At 47.1% G+C, this 23,455-nt stretch carries 26 protein-coding genes; 15 read left to right on the top strand and 11 right to left on the bottom strand.

Features of this window, described 5'->3' with window-relative positions; translation table 11 throughout:
- Window positions 1-139: 139 nt before the first annotated feature.
- On the top strand, window positions 140-2,554 hold the full coding sequence (locus HG547_RS19320; protein WP_169548748.1) for a class I adenylate cyclase: 2,415 nt from the start codon (window positions 140-142) through the stop codon (window positions 2,552-2,554).
- A gap of 37 nt (window positions 2,555-2,591) precedes the next feature.
- Here HG547_RS19320 and cyaY read toward each other — a convergent pair whose 3' ends face one another.
- On the bottom strand, window positions 2,592-2,924 hold the full coding sequence (cyaY, locus tag HG547_RS19315) for an iron donor protein CyaY (protein ID WP_037422994.1): 333 nt from the start codon (window positions 2,922-2,924) through the stop codon (window positions 2,592-2,594).
- Between the two features lie 79 nt (window positions 2,925-3,003).
- Between cyaY and HG547_RS19310 the strand changes: the two genes are divergently transcribed.
- The 7 genes from HG547_RS19310 to HG547_RS19280 all read left to right on the top strand — a co-directional run bounded on the left by HG547_RS19310 (window position 3,004) and on the right by HG547_RS19280 (window position 8,358).
- A complete protein-coding gene (locus HG547_RS19310; protein WP_051714241.1) occupies window positions 3,004-3,186 on the top strand; it encodes a lipoprotein in 183 nt (60 codons plus the stop codon).
- A 42-nt stretch (window positions 3,187-3,228) separates the two neighbouring features.
- Entirely contained in the window at window positions 3,229-4,473 is a 1,245-nt protein-coding gene (lysA, locus tag HG547_RS19305) for a diaminopimelate decarboxylase (RefSeq protein ID WP_055648795.1), read from the top strand.
- Between the two features lie 69 nt (window positions 4,474-4,542).
- A complete protein-coding gene (gene dapF / locus HG547_RS19300) occupies window positions 4,543-5,370 on the top strand; it encodes a diaminopimelate epimerase (protein WP_140907592.1) in 828 nt (275 codons plus the stop codon).
- Window positions 5,367-6,002, top strand: a complete 636-nt coding sequence (locus HG547_RS19295) for a DUF484 family protein (protein WP_169548747.1) — start codon at window positions 5,367-5,369, stop codon at window positions 6,000-6,002. Before dapF ends, HG547_RS19295 begins: the two co-directional genes overlap by 4 nt.
- A 41-nt stretch (window positions 6,003-6,043) precedes the next feature.
- Window positions 6,044-6,943, top strand: coding sequence for a tyrosine recombinase XerC (gene xerC / locus HG547_RS19290; RefSeq protein ID WP_169548755.1), 900 nt, complete (start codon window positions 6,044-6,046; stop codon window positions 6,941-6,943).
- Window positions 6,943-7,665: an HAD-IA family hydrolase gene (locus tag HG547_RS19285; RefSeq protein ID WP_169548746.1), complete on the top strand. Its 723-nt coding sequence runs from the start codon at window positions 6,943-6,945 to the stop codon at window positions 7,663-7,665. Before xerC ends, HG547_RS19285 begins: the two co-directional genes overlap by 1 nt.
- Before the next feature lie 114 nt (window positions 7,666-7,779).
- Entirely contained in the window at window positions 7,780-8,358 is a 579-nt protein-coding gene (locus HG547_RS19280) for a HupE/UreJ family protein (protein ID WP_169548745.1), read from the top strand.
- A gap of 8 nt (window positions 8,359-8,366) precedes the next feature.
- On the opposite strand, the gene HG547_RS19275 is transcribed toward HG547_RS19280, so the two are convergent.
- The 3 genes from HG547_RS19275 to HG547_RS19265 all read right to left on the bottom strand — a co-directional run bounded on the left by HG547_RS19275 (window position 8,367) and on the right by HG547_RS19265 (window position 10,920).
- Complete coding sequence (locus tag HG547_RS19275; RefSeq protein WP_047537623.1) at window positions 8,367-8,870, bottom strand: ATP-binding protein; 504 nt, start codon at window positions 8,868-8,870, stop codon at window positions 8,367-8,369.
- Between the two features lie 98 nt (window positions 8,871-8,968).
- Complete coding sequence (gene ric, locus HG547_RS19270; RefSeq protein WP_037422968.1) at window positions 8,969-9,715, bottom strand: iron-sulfur cluster repair di-iron protein; 747 nt, start codon at window positions 9,713-9,715, stop codon at window positions 8,969-8,971.
- Window positions 9,716-10,056: 341 nt separating this feature from the next.
- Entirely contained in the window at window positions 10,057-10,920 is an 864-nt protein-coding gene (locus tag HG547_RS19265) for a YicC/YloC family endoribonuclease (RefSeq protein ID WP_037422912.1), read from the bottom strand.
- Window positions 10,921-11,129: 209 nt separating this feature from the next.
- Here HG547_RS19265 and rph point away from each other — a divergent pair, with 209 nt between their 5' ends.
- Both rph and pyrE read left to right on the top strand, forming a co-directional pair.
- Complete coding sequence (gene rph / locus HG547_RS19260) at window positions 11,130-11,843, top strand: ribonuclease PH (protein WP_011624329.1); 714 nt, start codon at window positions 11,130-11,132, stop codon at window positions 11,841-11,843.
- A 96-nt stretch (window positions 11,844-11,939) separates the two neighbouring features.
- A complete protein-coding gene (gene pyrE / locus HG547_RS19255; RefSeq protein ID WP_169548744.1) occupies window positions 11,940-12,587 on the top strand; it encodes an orotate phosphoribosyltransferase in 648 nt (215 codons plus the stop codon).
- A gap of 86 nt (window positions 12,588-12,673) precedes the next feature.
- Here the strand turns inward: pyrE and folE are convergent, their stop codons facing one another.
- The 5 genes from folE to coaBC form a co-directional block, all read right to left on the bottom strand.
- Window positions 12,674-13,324 (bottom strand): GTP cyclohydrolase I FolE, encoded by a 651-nt coding sequence (folE, locus tag HG547_RS19250; protein ID WP_169548743.1) that lies wholly within the window; start codon window positions 13,322-13,324, stop codon window positions 12,674-12,676.
- 269 nt (window positions 13,325-13,593) lie between these two features.
- Complete coding sequence (locus tag HG547_RS19245; protein WP_169548742.1) at window positions 13,594-15,579, bottom strand: S9 family peptidase; 1,986 nt, start codon at window positions 15,577-15,579, stop codon at window positions 13,594-13,596.
- A 134-nt stretch (window positions 15,580-15,713) separates the two neighbouring features.
- The gene (slmA, locus tag HG547_RS19240; protein WP_011073926.1) at window positions 15,714-16,307 is read right to left on the bottom strand and encodes a nucleoid occlusion factor SlmA; all 594 of its coding nucleotides are present in this window, start codon (window positions 16,305-16,307) and stop codon (window positions 15,714-15,716) included.
- 31 nt (window positions 16,308-16,338) lie between these two features.
- Window positions 16,339-16,797, bottom strand: a complete 459-nt coding sequence (gene dut / locus HG547_RS19235) for a dUTP diphosphatase (RefSeq protein ID WP_109287821.1) — start codon at window positions 16,795-16,797, stop codon at window positions 16,339-16,341.
- A complete protein-coding gene (gene coaBC / locus HG547_RS19230; protein ID WP_037422903.1) occupies window positions 16,794-18,026 on the bottom strand; it encodes a bifunctional phosphopantothenoylcysteine decarboxylase/phosphopantothenate--cysteine ligase CoaBC in 1,233 nt (410 codons plus the stop codon). The genes dut and coaBC overlap by 4 nt, the downstream gene beginning before the upstream one ends.
- 119 nt (window positions 18,027-18,145) lie before the next feature.
- Between coaBC and radC the strand changes: the two genes are divergently transcribed.
- The 5 genes from radC (at window position 18,146) to HG547_RS19205 (ending at window position 21,616) form a co-directional block, all read left to right on the top strand.
- A complete protein-coding gene (gene radC, locus HG547_RS19225) occupies window positions 18,146-18,823 on the top strand; it encodes a DNA repair protein RadC (protein WP_011073923.1) in 678 nt (225 codons plus the stop codon).
- 121 nt (window positions 18,824-18,944) lie between these two features.
- Window positions 18,945-19,181 (top strand): 50S ribosomal protein L28, encoded by a 237-nt coding sequence (rpmB, locus tag HG547_RS19220; protein WP_006079870.1) that lies wholly within the window; start codon window positions 18,945-18,947, stop codon window positions 19,179-19,181.
- Window positions 19,182-19,187: 6 nt separating this feature from the next.
- On the top strand, window positions 19,188-19,361 hold the full coding sequence (rpmG, locus tag HG547_RS19215; RefSeq protein ID WP_006079871.1) for a 50S ribosomal protein L33: 174 nt from the start codon (window positions 19,188-19,190) through the stop codon (window positions 19,359-19,361).
- 313 nt (window positions 19,362-19,674) lie between these two features.
- A complete protein-coding gene (gene argA / locus HG547_RS19210) occupies window positions 19,675-20,994 on the top strand; it encodes an amino-acid N-acetyltransferase (RefSeq protein ID WP_055647679.1) in 1,320 nt (439 codons plus the stop codon).
- Window positions 20,995-21,097: 103 nt separating this feature from the next.
- The gene (locus tag HG547_RS19205) at window positions 21,098-21,616 is read left to right on the top strand and encodes a PH domain-containing protein (protein WP_055647678.1); all 519 of its coding nucleotides are present in this window, start codon (window positions 21,098-21,100) and stop codon (window positions 21,614-21,616) included.
- Window positions 21,617-21,668: 52 nt separating this feature from the next.
- On the opposite strand, the gene rarD is transcribed toward HG547_RS19205, so the two are convergent.
- Both rarD and HG547_RS19195 read right to left on the bottom strand, forming a co-directional pair.
- On the bottom strand, window positions 21,669-22,556 hold the full coding sequence (gene rarD, locus HG547_RS19200; protein WP_169548741.1) for an EamA family transporter RarD: 888 nt from the start codon (window positions 22,554-22,556) through the stop codon (window positions 21,669-21,671).
- 216 nt (window positions 22,557-22,772) lie between these two features.
- The gene (locus tag HG547_RS19195) at window positions 22,773-23,237 is read right to left on the bottom strand and encodes a thioesterase family protein (RefSeq protein WP_037422889.1); all 465 of its coding nucleotides are present in this window, start codon (window positions 23,235-23,237) and stop codon (window positions 22,773-22,775) included.
- Window positions 23,238-23,455: the final 218 nt, after the last annotated feature.

The following is a 23,455-nucleotide window of genomic DNA, read 5'->3' as shown; positions in this document are numbered from 1 at the left end:
GAAGCCGTATCGATTCTTTGAAGTCGGCGGTGTTCTTAACAGCATAAAAGTGTGATGGATATCTCATTTAGTTGCTCAGCTTTGCAAAAGTGTTAACATGAGCACACTTCTCAATTGTGCTTAAGTGTCGTGTTCTAGGATGGATCAGCAAGGCCAGTTTCCTGATATTGCAGAAAGACTTAATCAGGTTCGTATTGCACGGGCCTTAGCCTTGTTGTCTCCGTTGCAAAAGCATTTGTTCCGTTTGATCCCCTTTTTACTTCAACAGAATAGCGTTCAGTATCCAGGATACGTTGATCCTAATACGCCTTGCGGTATTTATGGTTACAAAGCGGGCTCAATAGAAGCCCAGGCTTGTGATGTGTTTACGCTGCCTTTTATATCGAATGACATGGATTGTTATGCCTTCGAAGGGATATATGCCATGGGCAGCACAGCTAGCTTTGGTCAGAATGCAAAAAGTGATGTGGATGTGTGGCTAGTCCATCATGAGGATTTGTGTGATGACGACTTAGCCTTGGTTAAATTAAAAACGGAACGACTAACCGCTTGGTTTGCAGAGTATCAGTTTGAGGTGAATTTTTACTTGGTTCATCCACTGCAATTTTGTGGTGATATCTCACAGCGTACCGGTTGCCAGTCTTCTATGGCTCATGAGCACAGTGGCAGTACGCAGCATTGGCTGTTGCTTGAGGAGTTTTATCGCAGCCAAATTCGCTTGGCGGGTAAAACTATTGCATGGTGGCCTGATGCTAAGCTCAATCCTGAATTGCTATATCTTGGTAATGTGCACGAGTTACCGGCAAGCGAGTATTTTGGTGCCTCGCTTTGGCAGCTTTATAAAGGCTTAAATAAGCCGCATAAAGCGTTGATTAAAGTACTTTTGCTTGAGGCTTATGCCAGTGAGTATCCCCATTCTCAGTTACTGTGTGACCGGCTTTGGCAAAAGACCTTAGCAGGGGATTTTTCTACTGCTAACGATGCTTATTACGCAATTTATGAGGCGATTGAAGCCTATTTATTAAAGCAGAATGATAGTCGTCGGCTGGAAATTGTGCGCCGCTGTTTTTATCTAAAATGTGGCGTGTTCTTAAGTGTGTCTGACCAAGGTAAAGATTGGCGCTATGCCAAAATGCAAAAGTTGGTGCAAGAGTGGCAGTGGCCCAACAGTTTAATTACTACCTTAGATGATTGTGAAAATTGGCATAGTGGCCAGCTCAATTGGTTTAATGAGCAGCTTAATGAATTGCTGCTAGCGAGTTATCAAACCTTGCTGCGTTTCGCCTCCACCCATGAGTTAAACGAAGGACTCAGGATTGAAGAGTTGGGGATGCTCACTCGCAAACTACATACTTACTTTAGCCAAGATGAAGACCAAATCGCTAAGCTGAATTTGCTCTGGAGCCACTCGGTTGCTGAATCTGAAGTAACCATGGTGTCCAGTAACAAGGAAAATCAATATTACCTCTACCGCCAGGGGCCAAAGCCGCAGAATCTGTTAGGTGAATCTGCTATTTGCAAAGGGAAAAGCCCGTCAGCGCTGATGATTTGGGCTTGCTTAAATGGGGTTTCGACGCCAGAAACCAAATGGTATGAGTTTGGCCAGAGTAAGATTAAATCCCGAAGGTTGACCGACGCTTCAAAACGATTACTTAATTTTATCGATCATGATTGGCGGGTCTCAAAGCTTGACCTATGTCAGCCTTGGCATTTTAGAAAACTCATTTTTATCCTAAACCTCGACTGTGATCCTACTATCCATTGGCAAGGGCAAGAGATGATGGTCGATGTCATGAATGCCAACGTGTTTTCATTGGGTCGTAAGCAGGAAAATATGCTCGGCGCCCTCGATGCTATTTGCCTTAATAGTTGGGGGGAGTGGCAGTGTCATCGTTTTGAGGGCGAAACCGCAGTATTGCAGGCACTCGCATTTGTCACACCAGGGCTAAGGCGAGCGACTCATCCCGTGGATATGGATGTGATTAGCTGTTCGCAAAAGCTCAGGCCACAACTTAAGTTAGCGGTGAAAAACTTGCTTAAACAAACGGTGCGACTCTGTCAACAGGTGCAACAATCGAGCACCTTAGTGCAGCCGCTGCAGATTAGTCATACCCGTTACGGGATCTTTTTTAATCCTTTGGGGATGGCCTATCAGGACTTGAGTGATGCCAAATCTTTTTATCAGCAACTTGCTCGTAGTCATTTAGTACAATTGCCTCGGCCAGAGTTGGGGGATGACCCTTTTTCGAGCATGCCGAAAATCATTCAAAACTTTGCCGCCAAGGGAGCGATCCAGTACTTTCTGCGGCAACGCACCGATAGCTTAGATGTGTTTATTCTCGATGAGGAAAATCAGCTGAGTCATTATGTGCAGTCTGGTTCAGATATGAGTGAATTGGTCAACAAAGTGAGCCATCATTATGTGTTTGATGAATTTTATGCATCAAAAGCACGGTTTAATATTCCGCAGTTTTTCCATTTAGTTCGGGTGGCGGGTGAGCTAACCGTGATGCCCTTTGGGGTAGATATCAATAACGCCAATGTGGAGTTTTAAGCGGGAGCGACCTCCCGCTTAGGAATGACGCCGCGGCTTAGGAGAGGCTGAGTTCGATACCGCTTTGGCGTAGAATCGAGTCCTGCACAAAGGGCATAAACTCGCCGCCATTACGACCATCAAGCCATTTCCCCTCTACATAGCCAAAGTGATAGCCACCGAAACGCGTTGCTACCCAAATTTCATGCAAAGGTTCCTGTTTGTTGATGACGATTTTCGAACCATCGACAAATTCTAGCTGTAACACGTTACCACTGGCATCAATATCCACATCGGCATCTTGTTCATCAATTGCGGTTTCGATAGCGGTCTCTATCGCTTGGAACATGTCATCGGCGAGCTGGTGAAATTCTGTATCTGTCATGGCCATGCATTTCTGTCCTTTGCTTTCGTCAAGATGGGTGCGATTATAAGACGATTAGACACTAGATGCACAGATGTTGAGAAAAATGAGACTGTTTTTATTGTTATTGATTGGTAGCCTATTCATTACGGCCTGTGGTCAAAAAGGCCCCCTGTATAAATCCTCTCCAGTAGAGGCGACTCAGTCTAAAAAAAATAAGCCAGCTAAGCGTGATGCTACGCCTGTACAAGCCGCGGAGCCTCAAGCTGAAACTGAAAAAACACAATAATAATCAGCATAATTACTACAAAGCGCAGTAAGGAATCGGACATTGGATCACTTTCTCTACCAAGATAATACCCTGTACGCAGAAGGCTGTCGGGTCAATGATTTAGCCCAGCAGTATGGCACGCCGCTGTATATCTATTCCCGTGCAACGCTCGAACGTCACTGGCATGCCTTTAATAATGCGGTTGCCGACCATCCACATTTAGTGTGTTACGCGGTAAAAGCCAACTCGAACTTAGCCGTACTGAACGTATTGGCTCGTTTGGGTAGTGGTTTTGATATTGTCTCGGGCGGCGAGTTAGCGCGGGTGATTGAAGCCGGTGGTGACCCTGCCAAAGTGGTGTTTTCGGGCGTGGGTAAAACCGTTGCCGAAATGGAGCAGGCATTAAATCTTGGTATCTACTGCTTTAACGTTGAATCGAGCGCTGAGCTTGAACAACTTAACGATGTTGCAGGCCGCTTAGGTAAAGTTGCTCCAGTGTCACTGCGGGTGAATCCTGATGTGGATGCGGGCACGCATCCCTATATTTCTACCGGCCTTAAAGAAAATAAATTCGGTATCGCCATGGATGAGGCCGAAGTTGTATTTGCTCGCGCTCATGCGCTGCCGCATTTGCAGGTAAAAGGGGTTGATTGCCATATTGGCTCACAGCTCACTGAAATTCAGCCGTTTCTCGATGCAATGGACAGAATGCTATCGCTCATTGACCGCCTAGCCGAGCAAGGGATAGTGATTGAGCACTTTGATGTCGGTGGCGGTTTAGGGGTGACCTATGATGATGAAACGCCACCGCATCCTGATGTGTACGCCGCTGCACTGCTCAAGCGTTTAGGTCATCGCAAGCTCAAACTGATTTTCGAACCGGGCCGTGCGATTGCTGCCAATGCGGGGATTTTTGTGACTGAGGTGCTGTACCTCAAAGAAAACAGTGACAAACGTTTTGCGATTGTTGATGGTGCCATGAACGACTTAATTCGGCCCGCACTCTATAGTGCATGGCAAAATATCATTCCGGTGAATCCACGGGATGAAGAGGCGCAAGTATTTGATATTGTAGGACCTGTGTGCGAAACCGGTGACTTTTTAGGTAAGGACAGACAACTCGCGATTGCGGCAGGGGATTTATTGGTTGTGCGCTCAAGCGGGGCCTACGGTTTTGCGATGGCGTCGAACTACAATACTCGTCCCCGTGCGGCCGAGTTAATGGTGGATGGCAATAAGGCTTATTTGGTGCGTGAGCGAGAAAAATTAGCGCAGCTCTGGCAAGGTGAGCAGCTCCTGCCGTAAACTAGAAAATTATATTGATTCAGGCGCTTGGCTAGTTATTGCGGCGCCTAGGCTTAAAGGATAAGTATCTTGATCCAATTCACTAAGATGCACGGACTTGGCAACGATTTTATGGTGGTCGATGGTGTCACGCAGAACGTGTTCTTTTCGCCTGAGCAGATCCGCCGTTTAGCTGACCGTAATTTTGGCATCGGTTTCGACCAACTCTTGCTGGTTGAGCCACCCTATGATCCCGACCTCGACTTTCACTATCGCATCTTTAATGCCGACGGTGGTGAGGTCGAAAACTGCGGCAATGGCGCCCGTTGCTTTGCGCGCTTTGTCCGTAATAAGGGGCTGACGAATAAGAATAAAATTCGTGTAAGTACCTCTGCGGGTAAGATGACACTGCGCCTTGAGCGCGATGGTACTGTCACTGTGAATATGGGCGTGCCCGTGCTCGAACCTAGCCAAATCCCCTTTAAAGCCAAAAAGGCCGAAAAAACCTATCTACTGCAAACACCGCAACAAACCTTTTTGTGTGGCGCGGCCTCCATGGGCAATCCCCATTGCGTGCTCGATGTGGAAGATGTTGCCAATGCTAACGTTGCCGAAATCGGTGCGCTACTCACCAAGCATGAGCGCTTTCCACGCGGGGTAAACGTTGGTTTTATGCAGGTGGTGAACTCGGGTCATATCAAGCTTAGAGTTTACGAACGTGGTGCGGCTGAGACTTTAGCCTGTGGCACAGGTGCTTGTGCTGCCGTGGTAGTTGGACAAATTCAAGGTAAACTTGACCAACAAGTACAAGTGGATTTACCGGGCGGCAGCTTAACCATCAATTGGGAAGGTGAAGGCAAACCGCTGTGGATGACGGGCCCAGCGCAGCACGTTTATGATGGACAAATTCAGTTATGACCGAGCCTTTGATGCCGCAGACCGATCTTCCCTTTGATGAGTTGATTATTCGCGAATATCTACTCGATAATCCTGACTTTTTTAATCGGTATCCCGAGCTGTTATTGGCGATGCGTTTGCCCCATTTGGAGCGCGGTGCGATTTCCTTAGTCGAACGACGTCAAGAGTTGTTGCGCCTGCGGGTTGGGCAACTCGAAGAAGAAATCACCAGTTTACTGGCCATGGCTGCACGTAATGAAAAGATATTCCGATTTAATACTGAACTGTCTTTTAAGCTACTCAATTGCGTTAACTTAGAATCCCTTAAAGAAGTGCTGGCTGATAATTTAAAGGCGCAGTTTAATTTTACCCATGTGCGTCTTATCAGTGTGTTAGAGGCCGATATTGAGATGAAGGCGATTTGGGCGCAGCGTTTACGCAAGAATTACTATTTTGGTCGTCTGACACAACAAGAGGCGAAACGCTTATTTGGCAGTGAGGTCGGCTCGGTGGCATTAGTTAAATTAGCTGATGATATTCCTGTCATTTTTGCAGTTGCCAGCCACGATGCCACCCATTTTCATCCCGATATGGACAATATGCTGCTCGAGCAACTGCGGCGATTGCTGGCACATATGCTCGCCAAACTCTAAGCCCCGATGAGGAGTCCAATATGAACTCGCCAGCTAATGATATGCCCGCGCGTTGTCACTCCTATTTACAGCAATTTGAAACCTATATGCAGTCTGAACGTCAGTTATCGGCGCATACGGTTCGCAATTATATGTACGAGTTGCAGCGGGGAAGCGAGTTACTGCCCGAAGGTGTTGATCTGCTTAATGTTGGGCGTGAGCATTGGCAACAAGTGCTTGCTAAGTTGCACCGCAAGGGACTGAGTCCGCGCTCGCTGTCATTATGGTTATCGGCAGTAAAACAGTGGGGAGAGTTTTTACTGCGCGCAGGCGTGATAGAACTCAATCCTGCCAAGGGGCTGAGTGCGCCCAAGCAAGCTAAGCCTTTACCGAAAAATATCGATGTCGATTCCCTCACACATTTACTTGAGATTGAAGGCAATGATCCGCTAACACTGCGTGATAAAGCCATTATGGAGCTATGCTATTCCAGCGGGTTACGTTTAGCAGAACTCGCAGCGCTCGATTTATCCAGTGTGCAATATGATCAGCGTGAAGTGCGGGTATTAGGTAAGGGCAACAAGGAGCGTATCGTCCCCGTTGGGCGTTATGCTATTGATGCCTTAGGCGCTTGGCTTGAGTGCCGCAGGCAAATTCCCTGTGAAGATAACGCATTATTTGTCACCGAAAAGGGCAAGCGTTTATCCCATCGCAGCATTCAGGCGCGCATGAGCAAATGGGGGCAGGAACAGGCGCTTTCTCTGCGGGTGCATCCCCATAAGCTGCGCCATTCCTTTGCGACGCACATGCTGGAATCCAGTGCCGATTTACGGGCGGTGCAGGAATTATTAGGCCACGAAAACCTGTCTACCACGCAAATTTATACCAGTTTAGATTTCCAACACTTAGCTAAGGTGTATGATAACGCCCATCCTAGAGCGAAAAAACAACAGGATAAATAATGCGTTGTTATCTTAGACCCCAGAATATTCGTGCGATTAGCTTCGATCTCGACGATACCCTATACGATAACGAACCCCACATTCTCAATGCCGAAGCTGAGTTAATGCAGTTTTTGCATCAGGCTTACCCGCTGACTCAAGCTTGGCAACCGCAGCAATGGCGACTGCTCAAGTTGCAGTTGCTACAGCAAAATCCGGCCCTCGCCCATGACACCTCGGCGGCGCGAATTGCGACTCTGCATAAAGGCCTTTTACTGCTCGGTTATAGTGAGCCTGAGGCAAAACGGGGCTCGCAGGAAGGTTTAGCTTGTTTTTATTTTCATCGAAGCCATTTTCAGGTTTCAGACGACGTCTTGGCGCTGCTCACGCGTTTATCGGTCCATTTTAGGCTGATTGGCATCACTAATGGTAATGTGGACGCACAGCGTATCGGCTTAAGTAATGTGTTTGAATTTGTGCTGCATCCTGGTAGTGGTGTAAGGATGAAGCCTGCTAAAGATATGTTTTCACAGGCCTGTGAAAGGTTAGATATCGGCTTAGATCAACTGCTGCACGTTGGCGATAGTATGAATGCCGATGTTCGCGGTGCGCGTTTGGCGGGGTGTCAGTCAGTTTGGCTCAACCCAAGTTTTGGCCGCGTGGCATCGTTACCGATTGCAGCACTCTTACCCCATATGGAGATTGCCACTCTCGATTCATTACAGGAAATGTTATTGCCTTAAAAGAATAGCAGCCTATTTAAAGTGATACGGATCAAGGATTGGCATATCGTTTTGCCGTAGAGTATTAGCATTTGTTTAACTCAGTCGTTACGCCCTCACTAACAAGGAACTGCTATGGTGCGTTTAAGTCTGTTGCTCCTCTTGAGTCTATCGTTTATAGCCCCTGCGTCGGCGCACGAAATCCACTCCGGTGGTGGTTTTATGGCGGGCTTTAACCATCCCGTTTTAGGCTTTGACCATCTCCTTGCCATGTTAAGTGTGGGCATGCTCAGTACGCAGCTCGGTGGTCGCGCGATTTGGACTGTGCCCTTAGCCTTTGTGTGTTTTATGTTGGTTGGTGGAATACTGGGGCTTTATGCCATTCCGGTGCCCTTTGTTGAAATTGGCATTGCTTTGTCAGTACTGTTGCTTGGGTTAGCGATTGCCTTTGACCGCCAATTATCGCTCTTATTTGCGATGGCATTTGTCGGCGTGTTTGCGATTTTCCACGGTCATGCCCACGGCATGGAAATGCCTGAACTTGCCAGCCCAGTTCTTTACGCCTTTGGTTTCTTATTTGGTACTGCGGTTATCCATTTAGGTGGCGTTATGCTAGGGCTAGGCATGCAGCGCGTCACTGGGCAACGCAGCTTAATGCGCGTATCTGGCGTGGCAATTGCCGCCATGGGAGGCTATTTACTCGCTGGTTTTTAGAAAAAGCACTACCGCGCCTTTATCAGCTTATTGCAGTGATGGGCGCGGCGTAGCATTTGTGTAACCTGTCTCCGGCTGGCATGCATGTCGGCATCTCCAACCCGAAAATAAGTCCCTGTATAAGCATCGGTGCCTATAAATACTGGCTTTAGGTGCTCTGGCGCGAGCGGGACACGAATCCTTATCAGCTTTTTATTCATAATTTCAATCAGCTGCACATCAGATATCGCTAAAATATTACAGCTTATCCGGCTAGGGTCATCGAGGATTTCCCAAAATTCCTGTAATACGGGTAGCGGATTAGGGATGCCTTCAATGGTGAAATGGCCACGATCTTCGCGTACCCCAAGAATAATCTCTCCGCCTAAGGTGTTGGCGAAGGAGCTATAGGTTGCCCAAATATCTTCAGGTAATTGACCTTGACCATCACGGCCTCTTGCGAGTTTAAATTCTACTTGGGCTGATTCGTGTAGAGAAGCAATATCATCGAGTGCGAATGTTGGGTATGTCATGGCGGCTTATCCTTGCAAGGCACACCACTTTTTGTAACACGCCAAAATCACAAAGGCCAGCAGTTATGCTGACCTTGGTGGTTAATCAATCTTGTTTATTAGGCGAGTTGCAGCGCCTTAGGGAAGAGAATGTTGTTTTCTAAATGAATGTGCCTATGCAGGTCCGCCTCAAATTCTGCGAGCGTTGCATAACAAACCCGCCAAGTAGTACACGCATATTCGGGAGGCGTAAAGTCGTTGGTTAACTCATGTAGCTTTTGTAAAATCAATCCTGCTTCTTCGTGCTCGTGTTGCATTGCATTGATAGGGTTACCTATATGACCAAAACAACCCTGCACTTGCTCGCCTTGACTCATCGCCCGAATCGCAGGAAAGAGGATATTTTCTTCCTTCATCAAATGCGGCATTAAATCTTCTATCAACGCACGAACCCAACCTGCAAATGGAACAATTTCGGCATAATGCTCGCCATGAGCGCGTACCATCTTTTCTGAGTATTCCAGCAATAACGGTGCTTTAGCACGGACATATTGGTGGTGAGTACGCTCAATATAATCAATTAGTTGCTCAAGTGGTAGTTGATTAAGTTCATCTTCTTTAGCACCTGAATGTGTCATGTACTCTAATGCGGCGACGACTTTATTTGGGTCGGCTTGCGCTCGCTCACAGGCACTGATCAGTGCTCGACCACCGCCACAGCAGAAATCGATACCAAATTGGCTAAACACATGGGCGCGGCGAAAATCCTCCGCGACCAACTCGCCTACTTTACGCTCAAGCCATGGGGATAAAGGGGCTGATGGTTGTTCAACGTGAGACGCTGACGAAAAGCTAGTTGATGACATTGCAACACTCCAAAGCACAAATAATTTACATGCATATTATTTGCAGCTTTATTGTGATGCAATAAATCCTGACTAATTTAGTCAGGATTTGCTGCGGCTGTCACATTAAATTGTCTGAATTATTCCCAAAGGAGTAGGGTGTAGAGGCTGATAAAGATGAGTCGATGTTTTATCTAATTAGTATGTTTTTGGAACTGTGTGGCGTATTGAATTTACCATTCTTTGCGTATCATCTAAGGCTCATCGAATATTAAGTATCTGATGATAAATGAAACTACAAAGATGCTTTCAACGCCCTAAGAGTAGGGCATTAAAAGCAAATTGCTGAAGAAATGAGGAGGTTATTCCACGTTTTGTATCTGCTCGCGCATTTGTTCGATGAGCACTTTGAGCTCGACGGCGGCGGCGGTGATTTCGGTGCTGATGGATTTAGAGGCGAGGGTGTTCGATTCGCGGTTAAATTCTTGCATCATAAAATCTAAACGGCGACCTTCGCTGCCGCCTTTTTTGAGGATGCGGCGGGCTTCGTTAACATGGGCTTCGAGCCTGTCCATCTCTTCGGCCACATCTTGTTTTTGTGCTAATAAGATCATCTCCTGCTCGATGCGGGCGGGATCGAGTTCACCTTTGATTTCGGCGAGACGATTGGTGAGTTTATCGCGCTGATATTCCATCACTTTAGGCATATGCTCGCGCACAACGGCGATTTGCTCGCTGACGCCATCCAAGCGGCTTAAGAGCATGTCTTTGATGGCTGCGCCTTCACGGCCACGGGCTTCAATGAATTGGTCGATAGCTAAGTCGAAGGCGGTCATTAAATCGGCACCAACCGCGTCCATATCCTGCTCAGCACTAGAAAGTACTCCTGGCCAGCGCAAAATATCGGTGAGGTTGACTTCGCCTTGTCCGGCTTCTTGTTTGAGCCAACTAGCGGCGTCGAGTAGCTGTTTGGCTAACCCTTGGTTTAATTTAAGTTCGTTATTGCTGTTATCGGCTAATTCGTAGCGTAAATTGACCTCGACTTTACCGCGGCTTAAGCGTTTACGCAGGCGGTCGCGTAAAACGGGCTCGAAGCTGCGGAATTGTTCTGGCAGACGTAGGTAAGTTTCGAGATAACGCTGGTTGACTGAGCGAATTTCCCAAGAGGCAGTGCCCCATTGTGCTTTGTGCTCAATGCGAGCGTAGGCTGTCATGCTTTGGATCATGGGTTGTCCTAGTGGTTTAATCGTCATAATGAGAGGCGATTATAGAGTCAATGGCTTTAGGATTAAAGGCATACCACTACTCGCGAGGAGGATTAGGTGTTTGTGTGACGAGTTTGCTAGAGAATCACCCTAAGCATGGCATCTATAGGCACAAAACCCTATAATATGCAGCCAAAATCGGTCAATGACTCAGAATACAGGAATTTCGCATGCGTCCAAGTAACAGAACGCCAGCACAAACACGTCCCATCACTATCACTCGCCAATTTACGGCCCATGCCGAAGGTTCTGTGTTAGTGGAATTTGGCGAAACAAAAGTGCTTTGTACCGCCAGTTTTACTGAAGGTGTGCCACGTTTCCTTAAAGGTCAGGGTCAAGGCTGGGTGACGGCGGAGTACGGCATGTTACCTCGTTCGACCCATAGCCGTATGGACCGTGAAGCCGCTCGTGGTAAACAATCTGGCCGCACGCAAGAAATTCAACGTCTTATCGGCCGTGCGTTGCGTGCCTGTGTGGATATGAAAGCGCTGGGTGAAAACACCATTGTCATCGATTGTGATGTGATCCAAGCTGATGGTGGTACCCGTACTGCGTCAATCACTGGTGCTTGTGTCGCCTTAGTGGATGCGCTTAACTGGGCTCGTGGTAAAGGCATTATTAAATCTAACCCGCTTAAGTTCTTAATCGCTGCGGTCAGCGTGGGTATCTACAACGGTGAAGCGATAAGCGACCTAGAGTATGTTGAAGACAGCGCTGCCGAAACCGATATGAACGTGGTAATGACAGAAACCGGTAAGATTATCGAAATTCAAGGCACTGCCGAAGGTGAGCCGTTTAGCCATGAAGAATTGATTGAGCTACTCGGGTTGGCGAAGAACAGTATTCGTGAAATCGTCGATGTGCAGAAAGCCGCATTAAATTAATTGTTGTTGATAAGAAGCCCCGTTATGGGGCTTTTTATTAAATCAATATTGCTATAACCCAATAAAAATAGAACGTTAAAGTCGTAAGGAGAGATTGTGAAAGCCTATCAACGTGAGTTTATTGAATTTGCCCTAGAGCGTCAGGTACTGCGATTCGGTGAGTTTACCCTTAAATCGGGCCGTATCAGTCCTTACTTCTTTAATGCTGGCCTATTCAATACTGGCCGTGATTTAGCCCGTTTAGGGCGTTTTTATGCGGCGGCGTTAGTGGATTCTGGCATAGAGTACGATCTGTTGTTTGGCCCAGCTTACAAAGGTATTCCGATTGCGACCACGACAGCGGTGGCTTTGTGCGAACATCACAATATCGATATTCCTTACTGCTTTAACCGTAAAGAGAAAAAAGATCACGGTGAGGGCGGTAGCTTAGTCGGTAGCGAGCTTAAAGGTCGGGTGATGCTGGTGGATGATGTGATCACTGCGGGAACGGCGATCCGTGAGTCGATGGAAATCATCGAAGCTCATCAAGCGCAGCTCGCTGGCGTATTAATTGCGCTGGATAGACAAGAAAAGGGCAAGGGCGAATTGTCGGCCATCCAAGAGGTTGAGCGTGATTTTGGCTGCGGTATTGTGGCGATTATTAAGCTTGCGGATCTAATCCGCTATTTATCTGAAAAACCAGGTATGGAAGCGCAACTAGCAGCGGTAAGCCAGTACCGTGAGCAGTATGGCATCGAGGCCTAATAAGGCTTAAGCGTGTTATAAACCGCTAAAACAGAAACGCTGCGATCCTGTCGCAGCGTTTTTTATGCCTCGCACAAAGTAAGGTCTTACTTCGACTGGTGTAAAAACTCGGCGCGGGTCGCGGGGTTGGATTTAAAAATGCCACCTAAGGCCGTAGTGGTGGTTGAGCTGGTGGAGTCCATTACGCCGCGGGATTTTACGCAGTAATGCACCGCATCCATTTTAACCGCAACATCTTTAGTTTCGAGCAAGGTCTGCAGCGCGACTAACACTTGCTGAGTCAAACGCTCTTGTACCTGAGGACGTTGGGCAAAGAAACGTACAATGCGGTTAATCTTTGATAAACCAATAATTTTTTTACGTGGAAGATACGCAATGGTTGCTGTGCCATCAATAGTGACAAGGTGATGTTCACAGGTACTGGTCAGGCTAATATCCTGTACGCGCACCATTTCATCAAAGCCCATTTTGTTATCAATCACAGTGATCTTCGGGAAGTTAGCATAATCTAGACCGGAGAAGATTTCGTCGACATACATTTTGGCGATGCGGCGTGGGGTATCGGCAAGACTGTCGTCAGAAAGATCCAGTGACATAAGTGTCAGGATTTCCTTCATATGGTGTTCAATCTTGTCCTTACGCTCTTCAGGAGTAAACACACTGGGGAGCATGGGGGTTTCAAGTCCGCGCTCTTGCAGGGCGGCCTGTACTTTTACTGCTGCTTCACTTAATGCCATTATTATCCTCCACTACTTTTGTAGCGGCTATCACTGAAAACCTAGCACTGGTCGCTGAGTATCAGCAATCAGGCGCACTAGGGTACAAATCGATTCGTTGTCACTTGGACAAGAATAAGGTGGGGCAGAATAGCGCGAATTGCGGACAATTCATACCAAAAAACGCGCACGTAGCGGATGAAAAAGCCGATAGTCCTTATCGATTATCGGCTCCTTGGGGCGCTAAAACATCATTATCTTGATGAAGATAGCTTTTATTTTAGTTAAGGCTAAAGTTTTAAATTGGTTTTTAAGAAGCTCAGCATCTGATCGTAATACTTGGCTCTATGAGAATCGTTATAAAAACCATGGCCTTCGTTATCCATCACCAGTTTTTGGTAGGGATAATTATGGGCTTTGAGGGCTTTTTCGAGTGATTCCAACTGTTCAATTGGCGCGCGCTCATCTTCACCACCGTGCACCAGTAAGAGGTTCGCTTTTAATTTAGCAACGTTTTCAGAGGGAGACATGGCTTTTAGGGTGGCTTTATCTTGGCCAAGTACGTCCTTAAGATAGCTTGTTCCTGAACGTGTTCTGGCGACGTCACCTTCATCAAACATCAACTCCAGATCATACACACCGGCAAACCCAACCGCGCATTTAAACATATCGGGTGCTATTATCGCACTTTGCAATGCGCTATAACCGCCAAAGCTACCGCCTGCGATACACACCCGTTCTTTATCGGCAAAGCCTTGGTCAATCACATATTGAGTTGCATCGATAATATCGTGCTGAATATCCGAGCCCCATTTTTGATAGCCAGCTTGCTCGAAACGCTCGCCATAACCACCTGAGCCACGGAAGTTAACCTGCAACACCGCCATGCCATTTTGAGCAAGTAGTTGGTTTTGTGGGTCAAATCCCCACCAATCACGAATGCCATGGGGACCGCCATGGGGATTAACGACCAAGGGTAAATTTTTGGCTTCTTTGCCGAAGGGTAAGGTTAAATAGCCATGTATTTTCTGGCCATCGCGGTTAGTGAAGCTAATGGGTTTGACCTCAGCCATTTGCTCTGGGTCGAGCCATTTACGGGCGGCGGCTAGATACTCTAGCTTGAGTTTTTTCGTATCAAACACATAGTAATCACCGGGATTGCGATCGTTAAATGCAATTACCACCAATTGTTCGCCATTACGGGTTTCGCTAACGATTTGTACTTGATGCCCCGGCAGGGCCGCGAGTAAATCCTTGAGTAGTTTGGCGTGGCTGTCGTTGTTATCGACAAAGGCATAGCTTGGATAGCCATTTTCAAACTCAACGGCATAGAGCTGTTTGTTGGTGCCGTTGATCCAGAAGTTGCTAGGATCAACAACCTCATCTTGAATGATCTCGGCCTTATCGCCTGTTTCGAGGTTGATGCGATAGACGCCTAAGGTTTCAGTGCCCACTCGACCCGCTGCATAGATGGTATTTTTATCATCAGCGAAGGAGATAGGCGTAAAATCACTTAAGCCTAGGTTGAGTTTATCGGTGTTTATCCATTCGCCATCTTTACGGTAAAAGACTTTAGTAATGTTTTTGCTGTCTTTCCCTGCCACAAAGCGGACGTCACCATCATGATCGGTCATAAAGCGAGCTTGGCCTATGGGAGAGCCTGTGATGCGTTTACGCACCCCGCTAAAAAGGTCAACGCGGTAGACATCCTGAGGCGTTTCACTCAAGTCCGGAGCACCAGTCCATGGGAGCGCGTTGACCAGCATATAGCGTTCATCATCCGGTAGAGGGTCCAGTATGAATGCTGTGGCATTTATGGCGGTATTTTTCTTGAGATTTGAACCCGTTTGCTGCTCGCCGCTGTTATAACCAAATAGATATTTAGGGCGAGAACCATCGGCGTTGACCGCCATTAATTCGCCGTAGTATTGGGGCACATCGCTCCAGCCCTTAAGGTATTCTTTTGCCAGTACAATACGCTCACTATTGGCCCATTCATAGGTGCCTACCTGGGCGTTGCTTGGGAAGCGAATCGCATTCAGCAGTTTTTTGGTTTGAGCATCTAATACTATGAGTACATTTTTACCCTCAATACTGGTAATTGCACTTAAGTATTTGCCGGTAGGCGAGATCTTGACGTTAGAATACTCGTTGCCGCGACTGAATAATTGGGATTGTGACAGGGCATTTGTCGCCGAGGTTTCGGCCGCTAATGTGCTGAAAGGCGTAATAGGCAAGCAAATTACGGCCAATGCAGCAAATGGCAAAGATTTCATCTGACATCCTTGTAATATTATTGTGTTTTTAGTTTTAGAAATGTGTAAACAAGATTAAAGCAAAAGCACTACTGATACAAGGAGTCGGGATAAAAGAAAGGACGGTGATTACCGTCCTTTATGTTGATAAATCATTAGCTTTGCAACAGCTGATGCTGAATAAAGCGCCACTGTTCATCGAAGTGCTGAGTCGGTTTGAGTTTAAACTCGCTGCGGACAAATTGAGCAATTCGCCCCTCTGCGAAGGCTAACAGCAAATTGGCTAAAATAGCCTCATCTAAATTAAAGCCTTTGCCTTCTCGCAGGGTCTTTTCCCGCAAAATTTGCTTAAGTTGAGTTTCTATTTTTGCAAATAGCGTACTAATGCGGCTACGCAGACGCTCATTTTCACCTAAAAGCGCATCACCATTGAGGACGCGCGAGATCCCTGGATTACGTTCGGCGAAAATCAATAACAACTGTAGTACTAATTGACAGCGTTTCATGGTGTCTTTTTCATCATCCATGATGATGTTAATACGGGAGAGTAATGATTCTTCAATAAACTCAATTAACCCTTCAAACATCCGCGCTTTACTCGGGAAGTGTCGATAGAGTGCCGCTTCCGATACGCCTACTTCTGAGGCGAGTTTAGCGGTGGTAATACGTTGTCCTGGGCTGGTTTCTAGCATTTGTGCTAGGCATTGCAGTATGTGTTCACGACGATTAATTTTTGGGCTTACAGCCATTGCAGTATCCTTCGCTCAATAACGATTCAGGTTATTTAGTGCCAGAATGGCCAAATCCACCTTCACCACGGTCTGAGCTATCGAACTCATCAACGAGTTTGAATTGTGCTTGTACCACAGGAACAAACACCAGTTGTGCGAGACGATCACCGATTTCTAAGGTAAATGGGGTATCGCTGCGGTTCCAACAAGAGACCATTAAGGGCCCCTGATAATCCGAATCGATGAGGCCAACGAGATTTCCAAGGACGATACCGTGTTTATGGCCAAGGCCTGAACGCGGTAAAATCACTGCTGCAAGGCCTGGATCTGCTACGTGGATGGCGATACCCGTAGGGATTAACTGAGTTTCTCCTGGGGCTATCGTCATGGTGGTATCTATCATGGCGCGAAGATCCATGCCTGCGCTGCCTAGTGTGGCATAGGCAGGCAGCGGGAATTCAGAGCCAATACGGGAATCGAGGATCTTTAATTCAATCGGTGTTTTCATTTATGTTGTTTTTCTTTCACTATCAACGAAAGTAATTGCCGAGCCAACGTGAGTTTATCGGTAGCAGGCAAATCTTGACTACCCTGTGGCCAGAATACGCGCAGGGCATTGGCATCGGCGTTAAAGCCTAGACCAGCAACGGATACATCGTTTGCCGCGATCATATTCAAATTTTTACGTTTGAGTTTATCGCGGGCGTAGGCTTCTACATCATGGGTTTCTGCGGCAAATCCCACCATAAAAGGACGGTTTGCCAAGCTTGCGACCGTCGCTAAGATATCAGGATTCCTCACCAGCGCAAGTTGCATTTCTTCCGCTGACTTTTTGATTTTACTGGTGGCAATATCGCTGACTCGATAGTCAGCAACCGCCGCACAGCCGATAAAAATATCTTTATTATCAACATTCTCCATCACAGCATCGAGCATATTCTGTGCCGATTCAACATTGATTCGCGTCACCCCTTCTGGGGTGGCTAAATTTACGGGCCCTGCGACCAAGGTCACATCGGCGCCCATATCGGCCGCGGCCTTCGCTAAGGCAAAGCCCATCTTGCCTGAGCTGTGATTAGAGATATAGCGTACAGGGTCGATGGCTTCGCGGGTTGGGCCTGCGGTGATCAGTACCGATTGGCCTGCTAGCGGTTGTGATTCCTGTTCAGCATAGACATCTTTTGTTGCAAAAAAGCGACTCGCAAGTTCGGCAATTTCGAGCGGTTCGAGCATGCGGCCTGGGCCAACTTCACCGCAGGCTTGACTGCCACTTGCCGGTCCCCACAGGGTGTAACCACGGCTTTGTAAACTGGCTAAATTGGCTTGAGTGGCGAGATTACGATACATCTGCTGATTCATTGCTGGACAGAGCGCAATTGGTGCTTCAGTGGCAAGACAAGTGGTTGTGATTAATTCATCTGCCATGCCTGCATTGATACGGGCGAGAAGATTTGCTGTAGCAGGGGCGATAATCACTAAATCGGCCCAGCGTGCCAGTTCAATATGGCCCATCGCCGCTTCGGCAGCGGGATCGAGTAAGCTCGATGATACCGGATGCCCTGATAAGGCTTGCAGTGTGAGTGGGGTAATAAATTCCATCGCACTTTGGCTCATGACCACACGCACATCAAAGCCGCGTTCTTTTAAGCGGCGCACTAAATCCGCACTTTTGTAGGCCGCAATGCCGCCACCAATACCCAGTAGGACGTTTTTCGTTATCAGGCTCACAGACATCATCCGAGATTGAAATAATGTCGCCAACCATACCACAAAGCGATGAATTGGCGTGACTGTCCCAGTTCAAAAAATCTCGTCCATACTTGCTAAAGTAAAAATATGCGACGACAGGAGGTCACATGGCGATTAAGGATTGGCCAGAGGGTGAAGGGCCGCGGGATAAGTTATTGCTAAAAGGCGCCAGTCATCTCTCGGATGCCGAATTACTGGCGGTGTTGTTGCGTAATGGCCTGTCTGGGCTGAATGCCGTAGACCTTGCCCGCTCACTTATTCAAGAATTTGGTGGTTTAAGAAGCTTACTTTGCGCACCAAAGCATCAGGTGTGTCGACTTCCGGGCGTGGGACCTGTAAAATACGCCCAGCTTCAAGCCGCGGCTGAATTAGCGAGGCGTGTGGCACAAGAAAACCTGCAGAGAGGTCAGGTTTTGACAAATCCTGATTTAACTCGGGATTATTTAATGAGACAATTAGCTGACCGCTCCTATGAAGTGTTCGCAATTTTGCTGCTGGATAGCCAGCATAGAGTGATTCAGTTCGTCGAATTATTCCGCGGAACAATAGATTCAGCCTCAGTATACCCACGTGAAGTGGTGAGCTTAGTGCTGGAAAAAAAGGCTGCTGCCGTCATAGTGTGTCACAATCATCCGTCTGGTATTGCCGAGCCCAGTCAGGCTGACAGACGAATAACTGAGCGATTAAAAAATGCGTTGGCAACCATAGATGTATCCCTATTGGATCATATGGTTGTTGGTGATAGAGAGATAGTTTCCTTCGCGGAACGAGGCTGGATTAATTAATCTAACGCTTGATCTTACCTCTATGATCGTGTATAAAATGCGCCCTCTTTGTGCCTCGGGCGACGGCCATACGAGGTACATTAATGCTCGAGCGTTAAAATTGTTTTTGGAGAAGACTGACATGTCAAGAGTATGCCAAGTTACTGGCAAGAAGCCGATGGTTGGTAACAACCGTTCGCACGCAAAAAACGCGACCCGTCGTCGTTTTTTACCTAACCTACAAAACCACCGTTTTTGGTTAGAAGAAGAAAAACGTTTCGTACAGTTACGTGTATCTACTAAAGGTATCCGTCTGATCGATAAGAAAGGTATTGAAGTTGTTGTTGCTGAACTTCGTGCCCGTGGCGAGAAGGTGTAATAGATCATGGCTAAAGCTAAAGGTAATCGTGAGAAGATCAAATTAGTTTCTACAGCTAAAACTGGTCACTTCTACACAACTGAAAAAAACAAGCGTAACATGCCAGAAAAAATGGAAATCAAAAAATTTGATCCAGTTATTCGTCAGCACGTTATCTACAAAGAAGCAAAAATCAAGTAATCCTTGTTTAGTGTTTCGAGAAAAGCCCCTTATCTAAGGGGCTTTTTTTTTGGCTTTTCGTCATCAAGATGAGATAAATCTGTCCCATATTTGGCGATTGCGACTAAATCATATTTGGTTAAAAAAATGTGACCATTTATCAAAAGTGCAATTTTTTGAAAATATAAGCACTTTGTTGTATTAAAACTGCATTTTAATGAGAATAAATTCTTTATTGGTGAATTAAAATGCAATACTATACGCGGGTTTTCGTTATTCACTCCTGGTAAGCCATTTTGGGGGGACCAGCTTAAATATGAGGTGTAAACAACGCGTGCGTACCACTGAACTGGTTGATGGATTTCGTCATTCTGCCCCTTACGTTAATGCCCATAGAGGGAAAACCTTTGTGGTGATGTTGGGTGGCGAGGCTTTAGCACAAAATCAATTTCGCGGCATTTTGAATGACGTGGCGTTGTTACACAGTTTGGGTATTAAAGTGGTGTTGGTGTATGGCGCGAGGCCGCAAATCGATGCAGCGTTAGCCGCCAATGGGATTGAACCCGCCTACCACGAAGGTGTACGTATCACGGATGAAGACTCACTCAAAGTCATTAAGCAAGTCGCGGGTGCATTACAGTTTGATATTACCGCGCGTTTATCGATGAGTTTAAGCAATACGCCGATGCAAGGTGCGCAAATTAACTTAGTCAGCGGTAACTTTGTGATTGCTCAGCCACTGGGCGTCGATAATGGTGTGGATTTTTGTCTAAGCGGCAAAGTGCGCCGTATCGATACTCAAGGGCTTAAGCGTCAGCTCGATAACCACTGTATCGTGTTGATGGGGCCGATTGCTGCATCTGTCACTGGCGAAAGCTTTAACCTCACGGCTGAAGAAATTGCTACTCAGGTTGCTATTAAGCTTAAGGCCGACAAGATGATTGGCTTTAGTTCGCAAAACGGTATTCTCGATCGCAATGGCGATGTGATTGCCGAATTAATGCCAAATGATGCGCAAAATATTCTGACTAAGCTTGCTGAGCAAGGTTCTGCCTGTGTGGGCACGATGGCTTTCCTCAAGGCAAGTATTGATGCGTGCCGTAATGGGGTGCCCCGTTGTCATTTGGTTAGCTATCTTGATGATGGTGCCTTGCTGCAGGAGTTGTTCTCCCGCGAAGGCATAGGCACGCAAATCGTGACAGAAAGCGCTGAGCGCCTGCGCCGCGCATCGATTAGCGATATTGGCGGCATATTGAATTTAATCCGTCCTCTGGAAGAGCAAGGCATTTTAGTGCGCCGAAGCCGTGAGCAGCTTGAGATTGAGATCGAGCAGTTTATGTTGATTGAGCGAGACGGCTTAGTGATTGGCTGCGCGGCCCTGTATCCGTTCGAGGAGGATAACGCCGGTGAGTTTGCCTGTTTAGTGGTGCATCCAGATTATCGCGATGCGGATAGGGGCAGTCTGCTGCTGAAAAACATCATAGGTCAGGCGCGTCATCGGGGTTATTCGCGTTTGTTTGCCTTGACTACCCGCAGCATTCACTGGTTCTTAGAGCATGGCTTTGTGATCGAAGATGTTGATGCATTGCCACAGAAGAAAAAGCAGCTGTATAACTATCAGCGCCGCTCTAAAATTCTCGCCCTTGATCTGTAAGCTTTTTACGCTTGATAAGATGCCAGCCTAGCGCTGGCATTTTTGTTGACATAATATGTCTTTGTTGGCAGATTAAGCTTTTCTTCCTTAAGGACTGCCCACCATGGTGACTCAGTTTTTCTCCCTCGCGCCTCTGACTCAAACTTCAATTTTAAGCTTTATTATCTTGCTGTTAGGTTTAGCTGGCTTACTGTGGATGTTGTGGGTTAAACCTATGCCGAAAGTGGCTAAATCGGCGAGCTTAGGCATCTTGTTAGTGATGATTGGCGGATTTTCTTGGGTGTTTTATCAATCCCATAATGCTGAAATCGCGTTAACCGACACCGAACTAAAACTCGATATTCCCTTCTATAAAGTGCAATTAGCGCGTTCCGAACTGTTAGTCGAGCAGGCGCGTCTTATCGACTTGAAGCAGGAGGCGGATTTAGCGCCCAGCTTTAAAACCAATGGTATAGGTATGCCAGGGTATCAACTTGGCTGGTTTAATTTGAAGGGGAAGGGCAAGGCATTTGTGGCAGTGACGGATAAATCCGAGCTAGTGTTAGTGCCAACGACACGAGGCTACAATCTGCTCTTGTCTGTGCCCGAGGGCGAGAAATTTTTAGCCCAACTACAAAAGTAGCAGGTTCAGTACACTTACCACTACTTTTGTAACCATTGGCTACAGCGCGATATTATCGCACCGTTTTGCGTTTATAGGCCATATCGAAGGTGAACACCAGCAGGGCGCTCCAGATAAAACCAAAGGTGATGCTCTTCTCGGCATCGAAGGGTTCATTGAATAAGGTTACCGCGAGGATAAACATAATACTCGGGCCGATATATTGGAAAAAGCCGAGCATAGACAATGGAATACGTACCGCTGCACCGGCAAAACACAATAGTGGAATCGTGGTAACAATCCCGGCTGCTATCAACAATAAATTAAGGTGCCAATCGTTGGTGAGCATATTCGCCGTGGCGCTATCTAAGGTTGCGACCAGATAAACCAATGCGACCGGTAGTAGGATGGCGGTTTCGACTAGCAGACCCGATTTAGCATCCACGTTGACCTTTTTACGCAGCAGAGCATATACCCCGAAGGTGCCCGCTAAGGCGAGGGAGACAATAGGGATTGAGCCGAATGAGACTAATTGGATCAGCACGCCAGTACTCGCCAGCGCGACGGCAAACCATTGCAACTTGCGTAATCTTTCCCCTAAAAACAGCATGCCGAGCAGTACATTGAGTAATGGGTTAATAAAATAGCCTAGGCTAGCATCGAGCATATGATCATTATTCACTGCCCAGATAAAAATCAACCAGTTACCTGCAATTAACAGAGAGGTGATTGTCAGTACAAGCAGTTGTTTTGGCTGTTTAAACAGCTGGCGCAGTTTTCCAAAACCGCCAATAAACAGCATGATGATCACCATAAATACAAATGACCAGATCACCCGATGCAGTAAAATTTCGGTCGCCGAAACATGGTGGAGTAGTTTGAAATATAAGGGCGCAAATCCCCACATACAGTAAGCACTGACGGCAAGTAGGATCCCTTTGCGGTATTCGGTATCAGGCATGAGACATCTTCGAAGGACAACAGGACGGCGATTGTAGGAGGCTATGGGAATTGACTCAAGATGTGTGTAGTCGCCTTTTTCGTTACAGGATGTCTCTGATGACGAGTGCTCGAAATGAATAAGAGGGAAACAGCTGAATAATCAAGGTGTTTCCCTTTAGTTTATTGATGTTGAATGCGGTAAATTAATCTTGAAAAAACGATGGGTGACAACGGACTATCCCACCATATAAGTGCCAGTGCCGAAGGCGATATGGGTTCCTTGCTCGTTGTGTAACTCCATTCGGCAGACCGAGACGCGATTGCCGGCTCGGATCACACTGCCAGTGCCAGTGAAAATCTGTCCACGCCCGGGGCGCAGGTAATCGACACGCATATCAATAGTGCCTAAGGTTTGCAGCCGTTGCTGTAACTCTTCAACCGTCCAATCATCACGGCTAGCGACCAGTCCTGCAAAGGCGGTGAGCCCTCCTACGACATCAAGCACTGTGGCGGTGACACCACCGTGGAGAATTTGTTGATGAATATTGCCAATGAGCTCTGGCTTCATATTGATCACCACTTCAACGCCATCTATGTCGTATCGCTTGATATCCAGACCCAATAAATTATGAAACGGTACGTGCTGGTCAAACACTTCGGCAACTCGTTTGAGTACTTCGGCTTGAATTGGGGTTGTCATGCTGTTCGTCCTTGTAGGCTGTAGGGCTTCTTAGAATAGGGTCGAAGCGGGCGCAATGGCATTCGACTTAGAGCAATTAATCTACCGCTAAGCCTATGTCTAATGCAACTTAAGCCGCTGTGCAGGCAAATTTGTGATGAGCTGTGGATGTAGGCTAAACCTATTATCTGATTGTTGGCGTGGGCCAGTTTGGGCAAGATGGCGCAAGACAGGAGCGA

The organism is Shewanella sp. DNRA4, from assembly GCF_012843185.1.
Classification (GTDB): Bacteria; Pseudomonadota; Gammaproteobacteria; order Enterobacterales; family Shewanellaceae; genus Shewanella; species Shewanella xiamenensis.
This window is presented reverse-complemented; position numbering and strand designations above follow the sequence as displayed.

What these genes read in the sequence shown, in the direction of transcription:
- HG547_RS19320 (WP_169548748.1), top strand. Translation starts at nt 140, where the DNA reads ATGGATCAGCAAGGCCAGTTTCCTGATATTGCAGAAAGACTTAATCAG.
- cyaY (WP_037422994.1), bottom strand. Translation starts at nt 2,924, where the DNA reads ATGGCCATGACAGATACAGAATTTCACCAGCTCGCCGATGACATGTTC.
- HG547_RS19310 (WP_051714241.1), top strand. Translation starts at nt 3,004, where the DNA reads ATGAGACTGTTTTTATTGTTATTGATTGGTAGCCTATTCATTACGGCC.
- HG547_RS19295 (WP_169548747.1), top strand. Translation starts at nt 5,367, where the DNA reads ATGACCGAGCCTTTGATGCCGCAGACCGATCTTCCCTTTGATGAGTTG.
- xerC (WP_169548755.1), top strand. Translation starts at nt 6,044, where the DNA reads ATGCCCGCGCGTTGTCACTCCTATTTACAGCAATTTGAAACCTATATG.
- HG547_RS19285 (WP_169548746.1), top strand. Translation starts at nt 6,943, where the DNA reads ATGCGTTGTTATCTTAGACCCCAGAATATTCGTGCGATTAGCTTCGAT.
- HG547_RS19280 (WP_169548745.1), top strand. Translation starts at nt 7,780, where the DNA reads ATGGTGCGTTTAAGTCTGTTGCTCCTCTTGAGTCTATCGTTTATAGCC.
- HG547_RS19275 (WP_047537623.1), bottom strand. Translation starts at nt 8,870, where the DNA reads ATGACATACCCAACATTCGCACTCGATGATATTGCTTCTCTACACGAA.
- ric (WP_037422968.1), bottom strand. Translation starts at nt 9,715, where the DNA reads ATGTCATCAACTAGCTTTTCGTCAGCGTCTCACGTTGAACAACCATCA.
- HG547_RS19265 (WP_037422912.1), bottom strand. Translation starts at nt 10,920, where the DNA reads ATGATCCAAAGCATGACAGCCTACGCTCGCATTGAGCACAAAGCACAA.
- rph (WP_011624329.1), top strand. Translation starts at nt 11,130, where the DNA reads ATGCGTCCAAGTAACAGAACGCCAGCACAAACACGTCCCATCACTATC.
- folE (WP_169548743.1), bottom strand. Translation starts at nt 13,324, where the DNA reads ATGGCATTAAGTGAAGCAGCAGTAAAAGTACAGGCCGCCCTGCAAGAG.
- HG547_RS19245 (WP_169548742.1), bottom strand. Translation starts at nt 15,579, where the DNA reads ATGAAATCTTTGCCATTTGCTGCATTGGCCGTAATTTGCTTGCCTATT.
- slmA (WP_011073926.1), bottom strand. Translation starts at nt 16,307, where the DNA reads ATGGCTGTAAGCCCAAAAATTAATCGTCGTGAACACATACTGCAATGC.
- dut (WP_109287821.1), bottom strand. Translation starts at nt 16,797, where the DNA reads ATGAAAACACCGATTGAATTAAAGATCCTCGATTCCCGTATTGGCTCT.
- coaBC (WP_037422903.1), bottom strand. Translation starts at nt 18,026, where the DNA reads ATGATGTCTGTGAGCCTGATAACGAAAAACGTCCTACTGGGTATTGGT.
- radC (WP_011073923.1), top strand. Translation starts at nt 18,146, where the DNA reads ATGGCGATTAAGGATTGGCCAGAGGGTGAAGGGCCGCGGGATAAGTTA.
- rpmB (WP_006079870.1), top strand. Translation starts at nt 18,945, where the DNA reads ATGTCAAGAGTATGCCAAGTTACTGGCAAGAAGCCGATGGTTGGTAAC.
- rpmG (WP_006079871.1), top strand. Translation starts at nt 19,188, where the DNA reads ATGGCTAAAGCTAAAGGTAATCGTGAGAAGATCAAATTAGTTTCTACA.
- HG547_RS19205 (WP_055647678.1), top strand. Translation starts at nt 21,098, where the DNA reads ATGGTGACTCAGTTTTTCTCCCTCGCGCCTCTGACTCAAACTTCAATT.
- rarD (WP_169548741.1), bottom strand. Translation starts at nt 22,556, where the DNA reads ATGCCTGATACCGAATACCGCAAAGGGATCCTACTTGCCGTCAGTGCT.
- HG547_RS19195 (WP_037422889.1), bottom strand. Translation starts at nt 23,237, where the DNA reads ATGACAACCCCAATTCAAGCCGAAGTACTCAAACGAGTTGCCGAAGTG.